We start from the raw sequence: 17748 nt of genomic DNA on the forward strand, positions 1-17748 counted from the left end.
TCATGTCTTTGGCACAATTTATTCAGGACGCTTGGCAGCAACAGGCCAAATGGCTGGTTGTGCTTAGGCCCTTGTCTTTATTGTACCGTGGCGTGAGTTTGCTCAATCAAAACTTATATCGTTCAGGTATTAAAACCGCTTATACCGCGCCCGTACCTGTGATGGTGATTGGCAATATTACTGTGGGTGGCAGCGGCAAAACCCCTTTGCTGATTCACTTGGTCAAATATCTACAAAGTTTAGATGTTCGTGTTGGCGTGATTAGCCGTGGTTATGGCGGAAAAGGCCCATTTCCAGCCTATGTCAGCATTGACGCTAATGTTGACGTAGTGGGCGATGAACCGACTTTGATTGTGCAATCTACAGGCGTACCGATGGCTGTGGGGCCAAATCGTCAAAAAAGTATTGAATTGTTACTTGCACAGCATGAATTGGATTTAATTATTAGTGATGATGGTTTGCAGCATTTGGCTTTAAACCGTCAATTGGAATGGATTGTTTTAGATAATAATCGTGGTTTGGGTAACGAGAAAATATTGCCCGAAGGTTATTTGCGTGAACCAAAATCTCGATTAGAGCATGCCACGGTGATTGAACATGCAGCGCAACCGAGTTCTGAATTAAATATGCATTTGGCCGTTGCAGCGCCATACTTATTGCATCCCGCACAAGAATTAATTTTTGATCCGACCCAAAATTTTTATGCTGTCGTGGGCATTGGCTTTCCTGAGCGGTTTTATAAAACTTTAGAGTCGATGGGTGTGACCCAATTTCAATGCCATGAGTTTCCAGACCACCATGACTATGAAATTACCGATTTGCAGTTTGAAGATTCGCAACCGATGATTACCACAGAAAAAGATGCAGTAAAGTTATTGCCTCTGTTAAAACAATATCCAGATTTTCAGCGTGAAATTTGGGTTGTACCTGTAGATGCAGTATTGTCATCGGCCTGCTATGTCACCTTACATCAACAATTGAAACAATTGGGTTTAAACCTGCTTGAAAGACCATGATAAGGAAAATTATGAAGCACATTGTTATCCCTGCACGTTATGCTAGTTCACGCCTGCCAGGCAAACCTTTACTGGAAATTCATGGTCGTGCCATGATTTTACGTGTGGTTGATCAAGCAAAAAAAGTGGCAGGTTTTGATGACTTGTGTGTGGCGACCGATGATGCTCGTATTGCAGAATTATGCCGTGCCGAAGGTGTAGATGTAGTGCTGACTTCGGCAGACCATCCATCAGGTACAGATCGTTTAAGTGAAGTGGCGCGCATTAAAGGTTGGGATAAAAACGATATTATCGTCAATGTGCAGGGCGATGAGCCACTTTTGCCTGCGCAATTGGTGCAACAAGTGGCGCAGTTGTTAGAAGCTCAACCTGAATGCTCGATGTCTACGCTATGTGAGCCGATTCAGCAACTAGATGAATTTACTCGCGACAGCATTGTTAAAGTGGTCATGTCTAAACACAATCAGGCTTTGTATTTTAGCCGTGCCACGATTCCTTATGACCGTGATGGTGCGAAAGCAGCGACACCACAATTGCATGCACATGCGTATCGCCATTTAGGTTTGTATGCGTACCGTGTGGAATTGCTGCAAGAATATGTGACTTGGGAAATGGGAACATTGGAAAAGCTGGAAAGCCTAGAGCAATTGCGTGTCTTGGAAAATGGACATCGTATTGCCATTGCAGTTGCAGAAGCCAATTTACCACCGGGTGTAGATACCCAAGCAGACTTAGACCGTTTAAATGCAATGGATATTGCCCATTTTGAGTGAGTGAATCACCGACCATGCAATGTGATGTAATTGGACAAGTATATCCTTGGCAGCAACAAGTTTGGGAAAACCTGACAGGGCGATTTCCCAAAATGGGGCATGGTTTATTGTTTTTTGGCAAACAGGGTTGTGGTAAAGAAGCCTTTGCACAGCAATTTGTGGCTTGGATTTTATGCCAACAGCGTGATGTGCAGTCACAGCCTTGTGGTGAATGTAGCAGTTGTCAGTGGTTAAAATCAGATACACATCCGAATTATGTCTATATCAGCACCGATGAAGAGAATAAAAAGCAAAACGCGAAAATTAAGATCGAGAAGATCCGTGATTTATTACCTTTTGTCCAGCAAACGGTAGATGGCTGGCGGGTGATTGTGATTGAACCTGCTGAAGCCTTAAATATTGCATCTTCCAATGCGTTGCTGAAAACCCTCGAAGAACCGGGTGATCGCATCGTGATTATTTTGCTGGCAGATCATTATCTTAAATTACCTGCAACCATTCGTAGCCGTTTGCAGCATTTTGCTTTAGACCGTATTGATGCTGCACAGGCTACGGCATATTTGCAGCAGCATTTGCCCGATTTAGATGCGAACAAACAGCAATTGTTGATGAATTTGTCTAATCAAATGCCATTGCAGGCTTTGCAGTTGGCACAGGCAGAATGGCTGGAACAGCGTACAGATTTTCTCAAAGACTGGTCTAAACTGGTAACGCAAAAAAATATGCCGATGGCAATCGCAACCAAGTGGAACAAGGCGCTGAGCTTTACTGATTTTAGTCAGATGTTTGAATACTTGTTGTGTGATTTAATTTGTGTCAAGCTAAATCAAAGCATTAAAAATTTGGATTTAAGCACCACTTTGCAGCATTTGGCTGAACAATATGACTTAGAAAGTCTGTTTGGTTTATATGCAGAATTACAGCAAGCCAAGCCAATGCTTGAGCAAAACGTGCAAAGTAATCTAGTGCTTGATCAATTATGTATTAAGTTGATGAATATTTAAGGGGAACATGATGCAACCACGTATGGGCGGTATTATTCAGGCCAATATTCCTGATGTCGAAACGCTATATTTAAGTTATATGCCATACGTTGTGGGCGGTGGCTTATTTGTACCCTCAAAACAACCTGTAAAAATGGGTGAAGAAATCTTCGTGCTTGCAACTTTGCCTGAACAATCACAAAAAATTCCACTTACAGGAAAAGTCATCTGGATTTCGCAAAAGCAAAACGGCATCAAATTGCAGGGCTTTGGCATTCAACTGAGCGGTGAAAAAGGCGTTTATTACAAATCTGAAGCCGAAAGAATCCTTGCGGGGCTTAAGTCTGACAACCGTAACAGTTACACTATGTAGGTTGTTTGCTTTTAGGAAAAAATCGTGTTTGTAGATACACATTGTCATTTAACGATGTTGGATTTAAGCCCTTATGATGGTGACTTAGATGCAGCAATTGCACAGGCACGCCTAGCGGGTGTGTCTAAAATTATGGGTATCTCTGTCGATTTAGACGATCATATTGCATTGTCAAAAATTGCAGCACGCCATGCCGATGTTGGTTATAGCGTGGGTGTGCATCCTTGTGAAAATGCTGAAAATATGGCGCGTGCCACCACCGAGCAACTGATTGCTTTAGCACAAGCAGACAAAGTCTGGGCTTTGGGCGAAACAGGTTTGGACTATTTTCACAGTACCGATTTTGTCGCAGAGCAAAAAGCCTGTTTTGCACGGCATATTCATGCTTCACAAGCTGTAAAAAAACCTGTGGTGGTACATACCCGTGCTGCCAAGCAAGATACAGTAGATATTATCCGTGCGGAAAAATCGACGCATGGTGTATTACATTGCTTTACTGAAGACTGGGCAACCGCCAAAGCGGTGTTAGATTGTGGTTATTATGTGTCGTTTTCAGGCATTGTTTCCTTTAAAAATGCGCAAGATTTACGTGATGTGGCTAAGCAAGTACCTTTAGACCGTGTCTTAATTGAAACTGATAGTCCATATTTGGCACCTGTGCCATATCGCGGTAAGACAAATGAGCCAAAATACGTTCCGTATGTAGCCAAAGCCCTAAGTGATGTATATGATAAGTCCTTAGAGGAAATGGCTTTCATAACAACACAAAACTTTGAAAACCTGCTCAAAGGACATTAATTTGCATAGTGGAATGATGCAAAAATTTAATGTTCTGGTGATATTAAAAATTTCCATTGATTGAATAGTGAAAAGAGAGTTTATCGGGTGAAGATGGATCGTCAGGCTCAGTTTCGAGCAAGAGAAACGTTAATTTTCCAAGTGGCAGAGCAGTTGCTTTTGGAAAATGGTGAAGCAGGAATGACCCTTGATGCTTTGGCAGCAGAACTGGATTTGGCCAAAGGTACTCTATATAAACACTTTCAAAGTAAAGATGAACTATATATGTTGCTCATTATTCGTAATGAGCGCATGTTGCTAGAAATGATTAAAGATGCGGAAAAACAGTTTCCTGAACATCTAGCATTTTTTATGCTGCATCACTTACATCATCCTGAACGTACTGTGCTTTTTCATCAAATTGAAGAACGCCTTTCTACAACGGGTGTTGGCATTGGCTTGTTGTTTAGTGAACTATATCAGGTTCGTAAAAGCCGATTACGCATCATTATCCGTATGACTGAACAATATTTGGAATCTATTAATAGTCAGATGGAAGTGCGTGATTATCTGGCTTCAATTTGGGCACTTACGCATGGTGCGGCAGCCATTTTAAACTCAAGTTTCTATCAGCGTTATTTAGGTTCGCGGGATACTTTACGTGTGGCCTATATCGATCAAGCGTTGGCGATGCCCAAACAAGCACAATCTTTCGAGCAATTGAATTAATACGCTATGAACACACCCCTGTCTTCGGTTCGCGGTTTTACGCTCATTGAATTGATGGTGGTGATAGTCATTATGGCGATTATGGCATCGCTGGTTTTAATGAATATCGGTGGTGTTGATCAGCGTAAAGCCATGCAGGCGCGGGAAGTGTTTTTATTGGATTTGCGTAAGCTGAATCGTGAAGCCAATGATCAAGCGCGTATTTTTGCACTCAATTTGCATCAAGCAACCGATGTTTCGCCTGCGCGTTATGATGTGTTGGAATATCAGCCTTATGCCACAGAACAACAATTAAGCCTACAAAATAATCAAAAATGGCAAAGCTATAGCGAATTTAAAAGAAGAACTTTACCTGAACAAGTTTCTATCCAAATTTTATCTTTAGAACAAAGCTATCCAAATGCTAACAACAGTGAGTTGTTGCAAAGTAATGTGCCTGCACTGATTTGGCTGGGCAATGGTGAAGCCAAACCTGTGCGTATTCAGTTCTATTTAGAACAGCGTCCTGTAGGTGCGGAAATAGAGGTCGATCATTTAGGAAAAATCCATGAAAGCTAAAGGATTTACACTACTTGAAGTTATGGTGGCTTTGGCAATTTTTGCAACAGCAGCTATGGCAATGACCAAAGTGGCGATGCAATATACCCAATCCACCGCCAATGCAATTTTAAGAACCAAAGCACAATTTGTGGCTTTGAATGAAGTGGCATTGATGGAAATGAATCGGCAATGGTTAAGTGGAACAGAGTCAAAGCAAGTGACACAACAGGGCGAAACATGGCAAATTGACAAGTCCACACAGCCAACCATTAGTCCGAATGTGCAACGTGTCGATCTTCAAATCAGTTTATATAATCAAGACACAGGACAAGTTGAAGCAGGAGTGACTTCTTTGGTGTTTTTTAATGCCCGTGAGCAGCAATCATGAGTACAAAGAAAGGCTTCACTTTAGTTGAGTTGCTAGTCGCTATTGCAATTTTTGCAGTGCTGTCTGCTTTGGGTTGGAAAGTATTTGATTATCTCGCCAAAGTCAAAGATCGCAATGCGATGCATGAAGCCAATTTAGAGCAGTTGCAAGAAAGCTATCAACAAATATTACGTGACACGATGCAGGCTGTTCCATTAACGGCCAATGTTAAAGGGCAGCAACAACCTGCTTTAGTTTTACAAAATGGACGCTTTAATTTCAGTAAAACAGGGGTGACCGATCCTTTGCAGCAGGGTATTTCACCCCATGAGCGTGTTGAATATCAATATCGTGCCGATGAAAAAAAATTGTATCGTTTAAAATATCGTAATTTGCATCAAACGGGCAATGATCAGCCTGAGTCGAGCGTGATGTTGGATGAAGTTGAAGCCTTTGAGATTATGGTATTGAATCCAAATGAATTAAGTAGTTGGCCTGAAAGTAGTGTCGATTCGCAGCAAACTGAACAATTAAGGCTACTCCCGAAAGGAATAAAAATAAATTTAACCGTGCGTGACGTGCAATATGAATGGATATTTAGCTTATTGCAGACTGATTTTTTAAAGAAGAAAGACAATTAAAGGCACAATGGCAATGTATTCGAAATCGACTCAGCGCTTAGGTAGCATCATCAAATCACAACAAGGCATCGCCTTGATTACGATTTTGATGTTGGTTGCTTTAGCCACGATTTTGGCAGCGACCATTGCCAAGCGGCAAATGTACACCAGTGAAAATACCGCGTATTTGATGCGTCAAAATCAGGCATTGTTATATGCCAAAAGTGCCGAAGTATTTTTTGCAGAATTACTGCAAGATGATGCTGAAAATGCTGGTCAAGTTGATCATTTACAAGAGAACTGGGCAAAACCGATGCCGCCATTTCCAGTCGAAGATGGTTATGTATCGGGCGTATTGCAAGATGAGTCGGGGAAATTTAATTTAAATAGTTTGCTGACAACCGAAGATCAAGTGAACGAAAAAGCAAAAAAATATTTTGAAAAGCTGTTGCAGCGTGTTGGGCTACCTGCTCAATTAAGTGAAGCCGTGATTGACTGGCAAGATGCAGATGATGAGCCGAGTGGTGCAATGGGTGCAGAGTCGAGTTATTACCAAGGTTTAGCAATTCCTCATTTACCGCCCAATAGCTTATTTCACAGCGCAGAAGAATTAAAACAAGTCCGTGGTTTTGAAGGTACGAAGTATCAGCAAATTGCGCCTTATGTGAGTGCCTTGCCAAAACGGGATACCACTATCAATATTAATACCGCACCTGCTTTGGTTTTGGCGAGCTTAGATGAAAAACTGGATGTGGTTGTAGTGCAAAATCTACTTGATCGTCGTAATGCCAATTTGGAACACTTTAGCAATGTAAACGCTTTGTGGGAGTTAGATGGCTTTCAAGCTGTCGATAGCGCGATACGCAATGAATTTACAGGTTTATTGGGTGTACAATCCCATTATTTTAAAGCCAAAATTGAAGTGGTATTGGGCGAGCGCAAACGTCAATTTAGCAGTGATTTGGTGCGTAGTGAAAAATCTGTCAATGTTAGTGGGCGAAGTCTGACGCCATTTTAAGTATCATCATTAACCTTGTGCTGCTATTTAGATGTAAATGCATTGCATGTCTGTGCTGAAACTGATCATTACGATTTTTGTCTGGCAATCTGTGGGCTAAAATTGGCTTATTGTTCACGTTTTGCATTATACTTAAAAAGAATATCCCCCAAATATTTTGATGACGTTAAGACCCATGTTAATTCGAAAGTTATTTAAGTTTGAAAATGCGCATATTGTGCGTAATTGCACTTCAGACCGCTGTAAGCGCTCGATTCATGGTCATAGCTATAAAGTAGAATTGTTACTGAAAGCTTCAAAACTCGATCATGGACAAATGGTGTATGACTTTGGTTTGCTTAAAGGTGTAATCAAAGAATTATTTGATGCTTTTGATCATGCCATTTGTTTTTGGGAGCAGGACGATCCTGCATATATTCAAGCCTGCAAAACGTTCAGCGCACGTTGGGTTTCTTTACCAGTATCGCCATCGGCAGAGCAGTTTTCACGTATTTTCTTTTATTTGGCACAGCAAGTTTTGGCATCGACCATCACACAAAATGGGGAGGGTGATGTAGAGGTCTATTCTGTAATTGTGCATGAAACCGATACTGGCTATGCACAAAGCTTTTTGGAAGATATTGAAAATGCGCAGATGGGATTGCTGAGTCTGGATCAAATTCATTTCTCTGAGCAAGTACAGACAGAGTGGTCAGACCCACAAATGTATGAAAAATTAAAACAGGGGATGACATTCCAAAACCCGAATGTCGAGTTACAAGTTAAACTTTAAATCACATCATTAGACATCAACAAGGATTGATAGCGGTATGTCTTTTACTGAGCAGCAATATGCGAGCTTAAATAAAGTTCAGTTAGATGAGAGTTGGAAATACAATCTAGCTGAATTTTTATTGAGTCCACAAATGGATGCGCTACGCGGTTTTTTGTTGCAGGAAAAACAACAGAATAAGGTGATTTATCCACCAAGTTCACTGATATTTAATGCTTTAAATACCACGCCTTTAAATCAGGTGAAAGTCGTGATTATTGGGCAAGACCCTTATCATGGACCTAATCAGGCACATGGACTTAGTTTTTCTGTACAAAGAGGGGTTGCATTGCCACCATCTTTGCGTAATATTTTCCATGAGTTACATACAGATTTAGGTGTGCCTATTCCAAGACACGGTGATTTAACGCATTGGGCAGAGCAAGGGGTATTGCTGCTCAACAGCGTGTTAACGGTAGAAGCAGGACAACCAACCTCGCACCAAAAGCAGGGTTGGGAAGATTTTACAGATCATGTGATTGATGTGTTAAATCAACAACGTGAGCATATTGTGTTTATTTTGTGGGGCGCGTATGCACAACGTAAAGGACAACGTATAGATCCAAATAAACATCTGATTTTGAAGGCAGCGCATCCATCCCCATTGGCAGCAAACCGCGGTGGTTTTTTTGGATGTAAAGTATTTTCAAAATCAAATAATTATCTTAAACAAAATGGCATTGAGCCTATAGACTGGCAGCTGGACGCATGACACATTCTCCCATTTCTAAAGAATATCATCCGGATTTAATTGTCGAAGAAGCAAATAACGGTTGGCGCATTGTACGTTTGAATCGCCCAAAATCTTTGCATGCTTTAGATGAATCTATTGTTTCTGCATTATTGGCAGTATTTGAAGACTTTCATACCGATGATAGCGTAAAAGCAATTTGGCTAGATTCGACCACACCAAAAGCATTTTGTGCAGGCGGTGATGTGCGTAAATTACGTCAGCTTGTCATTAATGATGAGGTTGCAACTGCCAATAAATTCTTTGAGCAAGAATATGCGTTGGACTTGTTGCTACATAACTATGCCAAGCCTGTTTTAGTGTGGGGTGAAGGTTATGTCATGGGTGGTGGCTTAGGTCTATTTATGGCTGCACCATTCCGTTTGGTGACACCGTATTCACGTTTAGCTATGCCAGAAATTAACATTGGTTTATACCCAGATGTAGGGGCAACTCGTTTCTTGGCTGACCGTGGTGCGATTGGCTTGTTCACAGGTTTAACGGGTTCAATTATGACTGCTGCAGGTGCGTATGGTATTGGTTGGGCAACCCATATTTGTGATGCACAACGCGCTTCTGTATTAGAAAAAGTCATTAATATTGACTGGAATCATTACCCTGCAGGTGACTTCCGTGCCATTGATGATACCTTGAACAGCATGCACCGTCCTGTAGGGCCTGGGCCGCTACAGAATTCTTTGGATGTGATTCAAAGCGTGTGCCGTGGTGTGAGTTTTGAAAGTGATTATGAATCCATCATTGGTCTAAGCGATGCACGTAGCGATTGGTTACGTCAAGCCAGTGAAAACTTGCAAAAAGGTTCACCAACCACAGCAGCTTTAACGTGGTTACTATGGCAATGGGGTAAGAAGGTTCACGCTTGGAATGAAGTGTTTGAACTGGAAACGCAAATTTCAGACTGGAAAATTCGCCACGCAGATTTTGTCGAAGGTGTGCGCGCACGTTTGGTCGATAAAGACCTTGCACCAGCTTGGCAGCAAAATGGGCCAGTGCAGCTCAAAACCATTTTTGCAGACAATCCACCTGTGACGAGCATTGAAAGCTGGAATGAGTTATTGAAACAATACGAGATTATTTAATTCGTATTGATTTTTACTCATATTTAAATGTCAGAACAGAACTATAGTGATGAAGACTGGATGCAGCTTGCCTATGCGCAGGCTGCTTTGGCTGCAGCACAGGGAGAAATTCCTGTGGGGGCTGTCATCGTTAGTCAAAATCAAGTGATTGGCGCGGGTTATAACGCGCCTATTTCCTTACACGACGCAACCGCACATGCCGAAATTGTGGCAATCCGTGCAGCATGTGATCATATTCAAAATTATCGTTTACCTGAAGATGCCACGCTTTATGTCACACTGGAGCCTTGTACCATGTGTGTGGGTGCGCTCATTCATGCGCGAATCAAACGTGTGGTATTTGGAGCAACTGAACCCAAAGCCGGCTCATTGATCAGTGCTAGAAAGCTTTTAGAGTCAGGCTATTACAATCATATTTTTGAGTATCAATCAGGTTGTTTAGAGCAGCAATGTTCAGCCCAGTTGAGTGATTTTTTTAAGATGCGCCGTGCGCAAAAGAAACAACAAAAGCAGCAATAGTTGATAAATGACCTCCATGATCAAAACCAGTTCTGAGTTTTAGGCTTGATTTGCGTTAAACTAAATCAAACACAACATAGCATTCATCATCAGGGCAAACCATGCACGCTATTCAAATTAAAAAAGAATTTAATGCGCCAGTTGCGCAAGTATTTGAATTACTTTCTAAACATGCAACTTATAATATTGCATTTGCACCAATGCAAGTGGTGCGCATTAAAGACTCTGCTGACCCTGAACGTCCAGATGGTGTAGGTTCGGTGCGTCGTATGGGGATTGGGCCAATTAAACCTTTGCAAGAGCAAATTACCGTGCTTGAACCGAATCAGCGGATTGAATATAAAATCATTAAAAATCCATTGATCAAACATCATTTGGGTACAATTGAATTTCAGCAAGTGGCAGATCACAAAACCTTGGTCACGTATAGCATTGAGCTACAAGCGCGTGTTCCATTTGTGAGTAAAGCTATTCTTGCGCAATTGAAAACTGCAATTAAAATTGGTTTATCCAAACTCGCAAAATCTCCTTAATCATTTCGGAAACAGCATGACGGTTCAAATTATAACCATTGATGGCCCTAGCGGTTCAGGTAAAGGCACACTCGCGGCAAAATTGGCAGCACATTATCAGTTTCATTTGCTCGACTCTGGTGCGTTGTATCGTTTGTTGGGTTTGGCGTTACATAAGCAGGATCTGCTAGATCAACTTAATACTGAACTGAGTCAATCCGTTGCGATTGCAACACAGCTCAATATTCAATTTGTGACCCAGCCAGATGGCACACAAGTGTTGCTTGATGGTGAAGATGTCACGCAAACCATACGTACCGAACGTGTGGGGGAATATGCCTCAAAAGTTGCGGCAGTACCTGAATTGCGCACAGCATTACTTGCACGTCAGCATGCCTTTGCCCAAGCACCAGGCTTGGTTGCAGATGGACGCGATATGGCGACCAGTATTTTTCCAAATGCGCAGGCTAAAATTTATTTAACTGCTTCGGCAGAGTCGCGTGCACAAAGACGAGTAAAACAGTTGCAGGGTATGGGGCTGGATGCTAAAATAAGCGACATTTTAGCGAATATACAGGCTCGCGACAAACGAGACATGGAGCGCACAGTTGCTCCGCTCAAGCCCGCAGAAGATGCTTACATCATTGATAGTTCTGAGTTGAACATTGATGAAGTGTTTGCATTAATGACGGCTTATGTCGATCAGAAGCTTGCTATTTGCCGCGCTTAACCGCGTGAAATAAACCTATTCAGCGAACGCATAGCTTGATCAGTTCTATACGGACTATGTAGACGCTTAACTAAACCGGCCTTGTCTGATCCAAGACCGCTGACTTTATCAGGTATATCATGACCGAATCTTTTGCAGCCCTCTTTGAAGAAAGCGAATTAAACCTCAACGTTGAAAAGGGTGCTGTCATCCAAGGCGTTGTAGTAAGCATCGACTCTGACTGGGTAACAGTTGATACTGGCCTTAAATCAGAAGGCGTTGTTGACCGCGCTGAATTCTTAAACGAACAACGCGAACTTGAAGTTCAAGTTGGTGACACCGTTGATGTTGTTGTTGAAGCACTTGACAACGGTATGGGCCAAACTGTTTTATCACGTGAAAAAGCGAAACGTGCTGAAACTTGGACTAAACTTGAAAAAATCTTTGAAGACGGCGAAATCGTTACTGGTGTTATCTCTGGTAAAGTTAAAGGCGGTTTCACTGTAGACATCGGTCCAGTTCGTGCGTTCTTACCAGGTTCTTTGGTAGACACTCGTCCTATCCGTGACACAACTCACCTTGAAGGTAAAGAGTTAGAGTTCAAAGTTATCAAACTTGATGCTAAACGTAACAACGTTGTTGTATCTCGTCGTGCAGTTATGGAAGCTGAATCTTCAGCTGACCGTGAAGCGCTTCTTGCTCAGCTTGAAGAAGGTCAAACTGTTACTGGTACGATTAAGAACCTTACTGACTACGGTGCATTCGTTGACCTTGGCGGTATCGACGGTCTTCTTCACATCACTGACATGGCTTGGAAACGTATCAAGCATCCATCAGAAGTGGTTGAAGTGGGTCAAGAAGTTACTGTTAAAGTACTTAAATTTGACAAAGAGCGTAACCGCGTATCTCTAGGTCTTAAGCAATTAGGCGAAGATCCATGGTTAGCGATCATGAGCCGTTATCCTAAAGGTTCTATCGTTAAAGCTCGCGTAACAAACTTAACTGACTACGGCTGTTTCGCAGAAATCGCTGAAGGCGTTGAAGGTTTAGTACACGTTTCAGAAATGGACCACACTAACAAAAACATCCACCCATCTAAAGTTGTTCAGATTGGTGACGAAGTTGACGTTATGGTTCTTGAAGTGGACGAAGAGCGTCGTCGTATTTCTCTTGGTATCAAACAAACTCGTGCTAACCCATGGGAAGAGTTTGCTAAGAACCACGACAAAGGTGAAAAAGTTTCAGGTACAATCAAGTCAATCACTGACTTCGGTATCTTCATCGGTTTACCAGGCGGTATCGATGGCCTAGTTCACTTGTCTGACATTTCTTGGAACGAGCAAGGCGAAGAAGCTATTCGTCGTTACAAGAAAGGTGACACTGTTGAAGCGGTTATCCTTTCTGTAGACGCTGAAGGCAACCGTATCAGCCTTGGTATCAAGCAATTGAACAGCGATCCATTCAACGATTTCTTAGCTGCTAACGAACGTGGTGCTTTGGTTAAAGGTACTGTAACTGCTGTTGATGCTCGTGGCGCAACTGTTAAGTTAGCTGACGAAGTTGAAGCAACACTTAAAGCATCTGAAATCAACCGTGATCGCGTTGAAGATGCAACTAAGTTCTTGGAAGTTGGTCAAGAAGTTGAAGCGAAAATCATCAACGTAGACCGTAAATCTCGCTCTATCAACTTGTCTATCAAAGCGAAAGACGAAGCTGAAGAGAAAGAAGCTGTTGCTAACTTGAAAACTGCAACTAGCGGTCAAGACAATGGTCCTAAGACAATTGGTGACTTGATCAAAGCTCAAATGGGCAACTAAGTTGCGGGTAAACTGTATGGTTAATGTAAATTAGCACATACTTTTTACACAAATACTGTAAACGGTAGCGTAGTATTCAATTATTACGCTACCGTTTTGTATTTAAACAGGTTATTATCAGTTTAGGTAAAAGTAGCTTGATAATTAAAGAGGTCGCAGATGACTACTGAAGCACTTAATAAGTCTGACTTGATAGAACGAATTGCTTTGAAAAATCCACATTTGGCTGAGCCATTGGTGGAAGAAGCTGTGAAGATCATGATTGATCAAATGATTGCATCACTATCGGCAGATAACCGAATTGAAATTCGTGGATTCGGTAGTTTTGCATTGCATCACCGTGAACCACGTGTAGGTCGTAACCCAAAAACAGGTAAGTCTGTAGAAGTTGCGGCTAAAGCTGTACCGCACTTTAAACCGGGTAAAGCACTACGTGATGCAGTAAACGAGTCTGTAAATAAATAAAATTCCTAGGGGTGTTTATGCGTTACGTTCTAGTCGCTATTTTAGTTATTCTATTTGGATATTCTCTGGCATTGGTTTTGCAAAACGGCACTGAACTTTCAGTTGACCTGTTATTTACTCAAGTGCCTGCAATGCGTTTGGGTCTATTGCTACTGATTACATTGGCACTTGGTTTGGTGCTAGGGTTATTGTTGGGCGTGCAGGTTTTCCGTGTATTCCAAAATAGTTGGGAAATTAAGCGACTACGTAAAGATATTGAATACCTACGCAAAGAGCAAATTCATGCAGCTCAACTGGCTGCTGCTGAAGCTGCTGCGCATACTCGTCATGAAAAAACGGTATTAGATGTGCATACTGAAGATCGTTCTTCTAATGCACTTTAATTTGCTCTGTTGAGCGAATTGATCATCAACACCTCAAGGTTATCTTGGGGTGTTTTTTTATGTGTGCCTTTGACGAATGGCTGATTATCGCTGCGATGGGGGATAAGCTGTCTTTTTGACTATCTGCTTGGCACGAATCACTTTATAATAGCGACTCTTTGTCAAATCCATAGGTAATTCTCTTGAGTATCATTGTTGCCCTCGATGCTAAAAGCCAATATGACGCCTTAACCATTGCAGAACAATTAGACCCTGCATTATGTCGAGTAAAAGTTGGTAAAGAGTTATTTACCCATGAAGGTCCTGCAGTCGTGAAAGCCTTGCATGACAAAGGTTTTGAGGTTTTTCTAGATTTGAAATTTCACGATATTCCAAATACAACGGCTCAGGCTGTATGTGCTGCAGCAGATTTAGGCGTATGGATGGTCAACGTGCATGCCTCAGGTGGTCGTAAAATGATGGAAACCTGTGTGGAGCGTTTAAAAGCAGGGAATTATCAGACTCAACTGATTGCAGTGACTGTACTAACCTCTATGGGGCGTGAAGATTTAAAAGATTTAGGTTTAGATATTGAGCCTTTTGAGCAAGTTCAGCGTTTAGCTAAACTCACTCAAGAAAGTGGTTTAGATGGTGTGGTGTGTTCTGCGCAAGAAGCCAAAATGTTGCGTGAAATCTTAGGGCAGAATTTTGCCTTAGTAACTCCAGGGATTCGTCCTGAAGGCTCAAATGCCGATGATCAAAAACGTATTGTGACTCCCAAACAAGCTATGCTGGATGGTTCTACGCATTTGGTGATTGGTCGTCCAATTACAAAATCTGAAAATCCACGTCAGACTTTGAAAGATATTTTAGCGACGCTTTAATTTTACTATCGCTGACTATCTAAAAGGGAGATAAGCCCTCTCTCTAACTCTCGCCTAAATAGAGCGCAAACCCTCTCTCCAACTCTCTCCCAGAGGGAGAGAGGACAATTGTTGATTCTTTTTAAATAGCAGCCAATACACTTACAGCAATGGGTGCAAGGATTGACAATACAAATCCACTGACCATGGCATGTGGAATAAAATCGTTGCCACAGGCTTGTTTTACCATGGGCAAAGTGACGTCCATGGCAGTTGCGCCTGCGGCAGAAATTGCAGCACGTGGATAACGCCATCCCAAAATATACATCAGCAATATCGCAAAAATCTCTCTGAATAAATCATTCATTAACGCAATACTACCCAATTCGGCATTACGAAGTTCCGACACCACAATCCCGCTCATGGAATAAAATCCATAACCTTGTGAGAGCATAAGCAAATCTTGTAGAGCGATGGGGAGCCAAAGTGCGCAAAGTAGTACCCCTGCAACTGAACCGAAAATACAGCCTACGGGCACCATTAAAATTTTCCAATTCAGCCAAGAACGATCTAAAGGCGAATAAGCGAGATCGAGTCCAATCATCCACATAAACAGCAACAGTAAATACCAAGTGTTGATCTGAACTTGGAAATCCATAGCACTAAAAAGTAGATGCAGCACGTAGCCTGCCAATAGTGCAAAAAAGGCATAACTGATGTTGATGCAGGATTGAATCAACAACTGTAATGAAACTTTGCCTTGCGTTGCTTGCAGCCCCAAACCTTTGTAAAGCAAATAACAACACAGAAAAGCACCAATTGATGTAGCAAATGCAATCTGTAAAGCTGTAGATAGAATATGCGATGGCTGCTGTAGTGAACCGAGCGTTTGTGAAAATTCCATCGCAATTGCAATTAGCAGGATATAGCTAAAATATGGAAGCAGTTGAAACGCAATTTTTTCGATTATTCGAGGGAGGCGTTTTGCCAGTACAAAGCCTAGACATAAACAGCAGAGTAATTGGAAAATCAGCCAAAGAGATTGCATGAGATCAACAGGTGGGAGATAGATAAAAACCTGTTGATTATGCCAGTTTGCTTTTAAAAGCGGAAATTTATGCCGCTTTACTGATTAATCTGAAATCACTCGGATGCAGCGACTTGGTTTTTAGCCAATATTTCCAAGTATAGGTTGGCCAAAGTGCAAAGTTTTTTCCACCATCTTGTTGATACCAACTTACACAGCCAGATTGCCAAACCGTGTTATTTAGCATGTCTTGCACATCGTGGTTAAATTGATCTTGTACTTGATCTTTTACTACAATTGCATTGCTCTGTGATTGTGCCACCAAATCCATCATTTGCAGAATGTAATCGACTTGCGATTCGATCATAAAAATAACCGAGTTATGCGCCAAAACTGTATTTGGCCCAAGCAACTGAAACAGGTTCGGAAAACCTTTGTGGCTAATGCCGTAATAGCTTTCTGCGCCATCTTTCCATGCCTGTTTTAATTCAACGCCATGTTCACCAATGCAGCTAAATGGCTGTAGATAGATACGCGGATCGGTAATAAAGCCTGTGCCATAAATCAGACAATCAATTTTTCGCATTTTACCATCTTTGGTGATGATGCTGTCTGCAGTCAATTCCTGTATTGCATCAGTCACTAATTCGACGTTGTCACGGTTAAAAGTTGGGAAGTATTTATTGGACACTAAAATACGTTTACATCCCATAATGTAGTCAGGCGTGAGTTTTTGTGCCAATTGTTTGTCTTTGACCTGAAAACGAATAAAGGCTTCTGCCAGTTTTTGGGTATATTTCATCACGCTAGGTTGCATGATTGGAATTGCACGTGATTCATTCGACCAATACAAACGCGCACGATGCAACTTTCTAAACCAGTCTGCTTGTTTAAACAGTTTTTTCTCAATATTCAGATATTTGCGTTCATCTCGTGGAATGACCCATGCAGCTGTACGTTGCATGACATATAACTGTTTAACTTGAGGTGCAATTTCAGGAATGTATTGAATCGCGCTGCCGCCTGTGCCAATAGATGCCACAACTTTGCTATTTAAGTTGTATTGATGATCCCATTGAGACGAGTGAAAAACCCTGCCCTGAAACTTTTCAATGCCTTTATTGTGCGGGATTTGTGGCATATGCAGTGGGCCAGAAGCAAAGACTAAATATTGGCAACTCAATTGTCTGCCATCTTTTAACGCAACATGCCATACACAGTCTTTTTCATGGTATTCGGTATGCACCACTTCGCTGTTAAATTGGCAATATTCGCGCAGATTAAACTGTTGCACCACATCTTGAATATACTGAAAAATTTCTGGTGCTTCGGCATAGCGTTTTGACCAGTCAGTTTTGGGTGCAAATGACAATGAATACAGATGCGACTGCACATCACAAGCCGCGCCAGGGTATTGATTTTCACGCCAAGTACCACCCACTTCATTAGACTTTTCTAAAATCACAAAGTTATGAATGTTGCGTTGTAGCAAACGAATCGCCATGGCTAATCCACCAAAGCCTGCGCCAATAATTGCGACTTGATAATGAGCTGCTGCATCCTGCATGAAGACATCCTTATATTTATTTTGTTTGACTTGAGTTTGTTTGAGTCAGGATAGAATAAGCCAGCATGTG

Annotated in this window: 22 protein-coding genes; 20 read left to right on the plus strand and 2 right to left on the minus strand. The window is 41.8% G+C overall.

What is annotated here, in order from left to right; genetic code table 11:
• Positions 1 to 2: 2 nt before the first annotated feature.
• The 20 genes from lpxK (at position 3) to pyrF (ending at position 15105) form a co-directional block, all read left to right on the plus strand.
• On the plus strand, positions 3 to 1016 hold the full coding sequence (lpxK, locus tag HYG89_RS12210; RefSeq protein ID WP_178867754.1) for a tetraacyldisaccharide 4'-kinase: 1014 nt from the start codon (positions 3 to 5) through the stop codon (positions 1014 to 1016).
• Between the two features lie 11 nt (positions 1017 to 1027).
• On the plus strand, positions 1028 to 1789 hold the full coding sequence (gene kdsB, locus HYG89_RS12215) for a 3-deoxy-manno-octulosonate cytidylyltransferase (RefSeq protein ID WP_004976805.1): 762 nt from the start codon (positions 1028 to 1030) through the stop codon (positions 1787 to 1789).
• 14 nt (positions 1790 to 1803) lie between these two features.
• Positions 1804 to 2793: a DNA polymerase III subunit delta' C-terminal domain-containing protein gene (locus tag HYG89_RS12220; RefSeq protein WP_178867756.1), complete on the plus strand. Its 990-nt coding sequence runs from the start codon at positions 1804 to 1806 to the stop codon at positions 2791 to 2793.
• A gap of 10 nt (positions 2794 to 2803) precedes the next feature.
• A complete protein-coding gene (locus HYG89_RS12225; protein ID WP_026438361.1) occupies positions 2804 to 3145 on the plus strand; it encodes a PilZ domain-containing protein in 342 nt (113 codons plus the stop codon).
• Between the two features lie 24 nt (positions 3146 to 3169).
• A complete protein-coding gene (locus tag HYG89_RS12230; RefSeq protein ID WP_004976800.1) occupies positions 3170 to 3943 on the plus strand; it encodes a TatD family hydrolase in 774 nt (257 codons plus the stop codon).
• 93 nt (positions 3944 to 4036) lie between these two features.
• Positions 4037 to 4651, plus strand: coding sequence for a TetR/AcrR family transcriptional regulator (locus HYG89_RS12235; RefSeq protein ID WP_096901168.1), 615 nt, complete (start codon positions 4037 to 4039; stop codon positions 4649 to 4651).
• 6 nt (positions 4652 to 4657) lie between these two features.
• The gene (locus HYG89_RS12240) at positions 4658 to 5209 is read left to right on the plus strand and encodes a Tfp pilus assembly protein FimT/FimU (protein ID WP_178867758.1); all 552 of its coding nucleotides are present in this window, start codon (positions 4658 to 4660) and stop codon (positions 5207 to 5209) included.
• Complete coding sequence (gene gspI / locus HYG89_RS12245) at positions 5199 to 5579, plus strand: type II secretion system minor pseudopilin GspI (RefSeq protein WP_004976793.1); 381 nt, start codon at positions 5199 to 5201, stop codon at positions 5577 to 5579. The genes HYG89_RS12240 and gspI overlap by 11 nt, the downstream gene beginning before the upstream one ends.
• Positions 5576 to 6199, plus strand: coding sequence for a type II secretion system minor pseudopilin GspJ (gene gspJ, locus HYG89_RS12250; protein ID WP_004976791.1), 624 nt, complete (start codon positions 5576 to 5578; stop codon positions 6197 to 6199). Before gspI ends, gspJ begins: the two co-directional genes overlap by 4 nt.
• 13 nt (positions 6200 to 6212) lie before the next feature.
• Positions 6213 to 7196 (plus strand): type II secretion system minor pseudopilin GspK, encoded by a 984-nt coding sequence (gspK, locus tag HYG89_RS12255; protein ID WP_178867760.1) that lies wholly within the window; start codon positions 6213 to 6215, stop codon positions 7194 to 7196.
• Positions 7197 to 7371: 175 nt separating this feature from the next.
• The gene (locus HYG89_RS12260) at positions 7372 to 7968 is read left to right on the plus strand and encodes a 6-carboxytetrahydropterin synthase (RefSeq protein ID WP_104851897.1); all 597 of its coding nucleotides are present in this window, start codon (positions 7372 to 7374) and stop codon (positions 7966 to 7968) included.
• A gap of 37 nt (positions 7969 to 8005) precedes the next feature.
• A complete protein-coding gene (gene ung, locus HYG89_RS12265) occupies positions 8006 to 8719 on the plus strand; it encodes a uracil-DNA glycosylase (RefSeq protein ID WP_104851898.1) in 714 nt (237 codons plus the stop codon).
• Positions 8716 to 9837 carry an enoyl-CoA hydratase/isomerase family protein gene (locus tag HYG89_RS12270; RefSeq protein WP_004976784.1) on the plus strand — a complete coding sequence of 374 codons (1122 nt, stop codon included), beginning with the start codon at positions 8716 to 8718 and terminating at the stop codon, positions 9835 to 9837. The genes ung and HYG89_RS12270 overlap by 4 nt, the downstream gene beginning before the upstream one ends.
• 27 nt (positions 9838 to 9864) lie before the next feature.
• A complete protein-coding gene (gene tadA, locus HYG89_RS12275) occupies positions 9865 to 10356 on the plus strand; it encodes a tRNA adenosine(34) deaminase TadA (RefSeq protein WP_004976782.1) in 492 nt (163 codons plus the stop codon).
• A gap of 101 nt (positions 10357 to 10457) precedes the next feature.
• Entirely contained in the window at positions 10458 to 10889 is a 432-nt protein-coding gene (locus HYG89_RS12280) for an SRPBCC family protein (protein ID WP_178867762.1), read from the plus strand.
• Between the two features lie 16 nt (positions 10890 to 10905).
• Positions 10906 to 11598, plus strand: coding sequence for a (d)CMP kinase (cmk, locus tag HYG89_RS12285; RefSeq protein ID WP_178867764.1), 693 nt, complete (start codon positions 10906 to 10908; stop codon positions 11596 to 11598).
• Between the two features lie 119 nt (positions 11599 to 11717).
• Entirely contained in the window at positions 11718 to 13394 is a 1677-nt protein-coding gene (rpsA, locus tag HYG89_RS12290) for a 30S ribosomal protein S1 (protein WP_004976774.1), read from the plus strand.
• Positions 13395 to 13553: 159 nt separating this feature from the next.
• Positions 13554 to 13859 carry an integration host factor subunit beta gene (locus HYG89_RS12295; RefSeq protein WP_004976773.1) on the plus strand — a complete coding sequence of 102 codons (306 nt, stop codon included), beginning with the start codon at positions 13554 to 13556 and terminating at the stop codon, positions 13857 to 13859.
• A gap of 17 nt (positions 13860 to 13876) precedes the next feature.
• Entirely contained in the window at positions 13877 to 14242 is a 366-nt protein-coding gene (locus tag HYG89_RS12300) for a lipopolysaccharide assembly protein LapA domain-containing protein (RefSeq protein ID WP_004976771.1), read from the plus strand.
• 182 nt (positions 14243 to 14424) lie between these two features.
• Complete coding sequence (gene pyrF / locus HYG89_RS12305) at positions 14425 to 15105, plus strand: orotidine-5'-phosphate decarboxylase (RefSeq protein WP_178867766.1); 681 nt, start codon at positions 14425 to 14427, stop codon at positions 15103 to 15105.
• 121 nt (positions 15106 to 15226) lie between these two features.
• Here the strand turns inward: pyrF and HYG89_RS12310 are convergent, their stop codons facing one another.
• A complete protein-coding gene (locus HYG89_RS12310) occupies positions 15227 to 16132 on the minus strand; it encodes a lysine exporter LysO family protein (RefSeq protein WP_004976767.1) in 906 nt (301 codons plus the stop codon).
• 67 nt (positions 16133 to 16199) lie between these two features.
• Positions 16200 to 17678, minus strand: a complete 1479-nt coding sequence (locus HYG89_RS12315; RefSeq protein ID WP_178867768.1) for an NAD(P)/FAD-dependent oxidoreductase — start codon at positions 17676 to 17678, stop codon at positions 16200 to 16202.
• Positions 17679 to 17748 lie beyond the last annotated feature (70 nt).

This window comes from Acinetobacter sp. SwsAc5 (genome assembly GCF_013391485.1).
Classification (GTDB): Bacteria; Pseudomonadota; Gammaproteobacteria; order Pseudomonadales; family Moraxellaceae; genus Acinetobacter; species Acinetobacter towneri.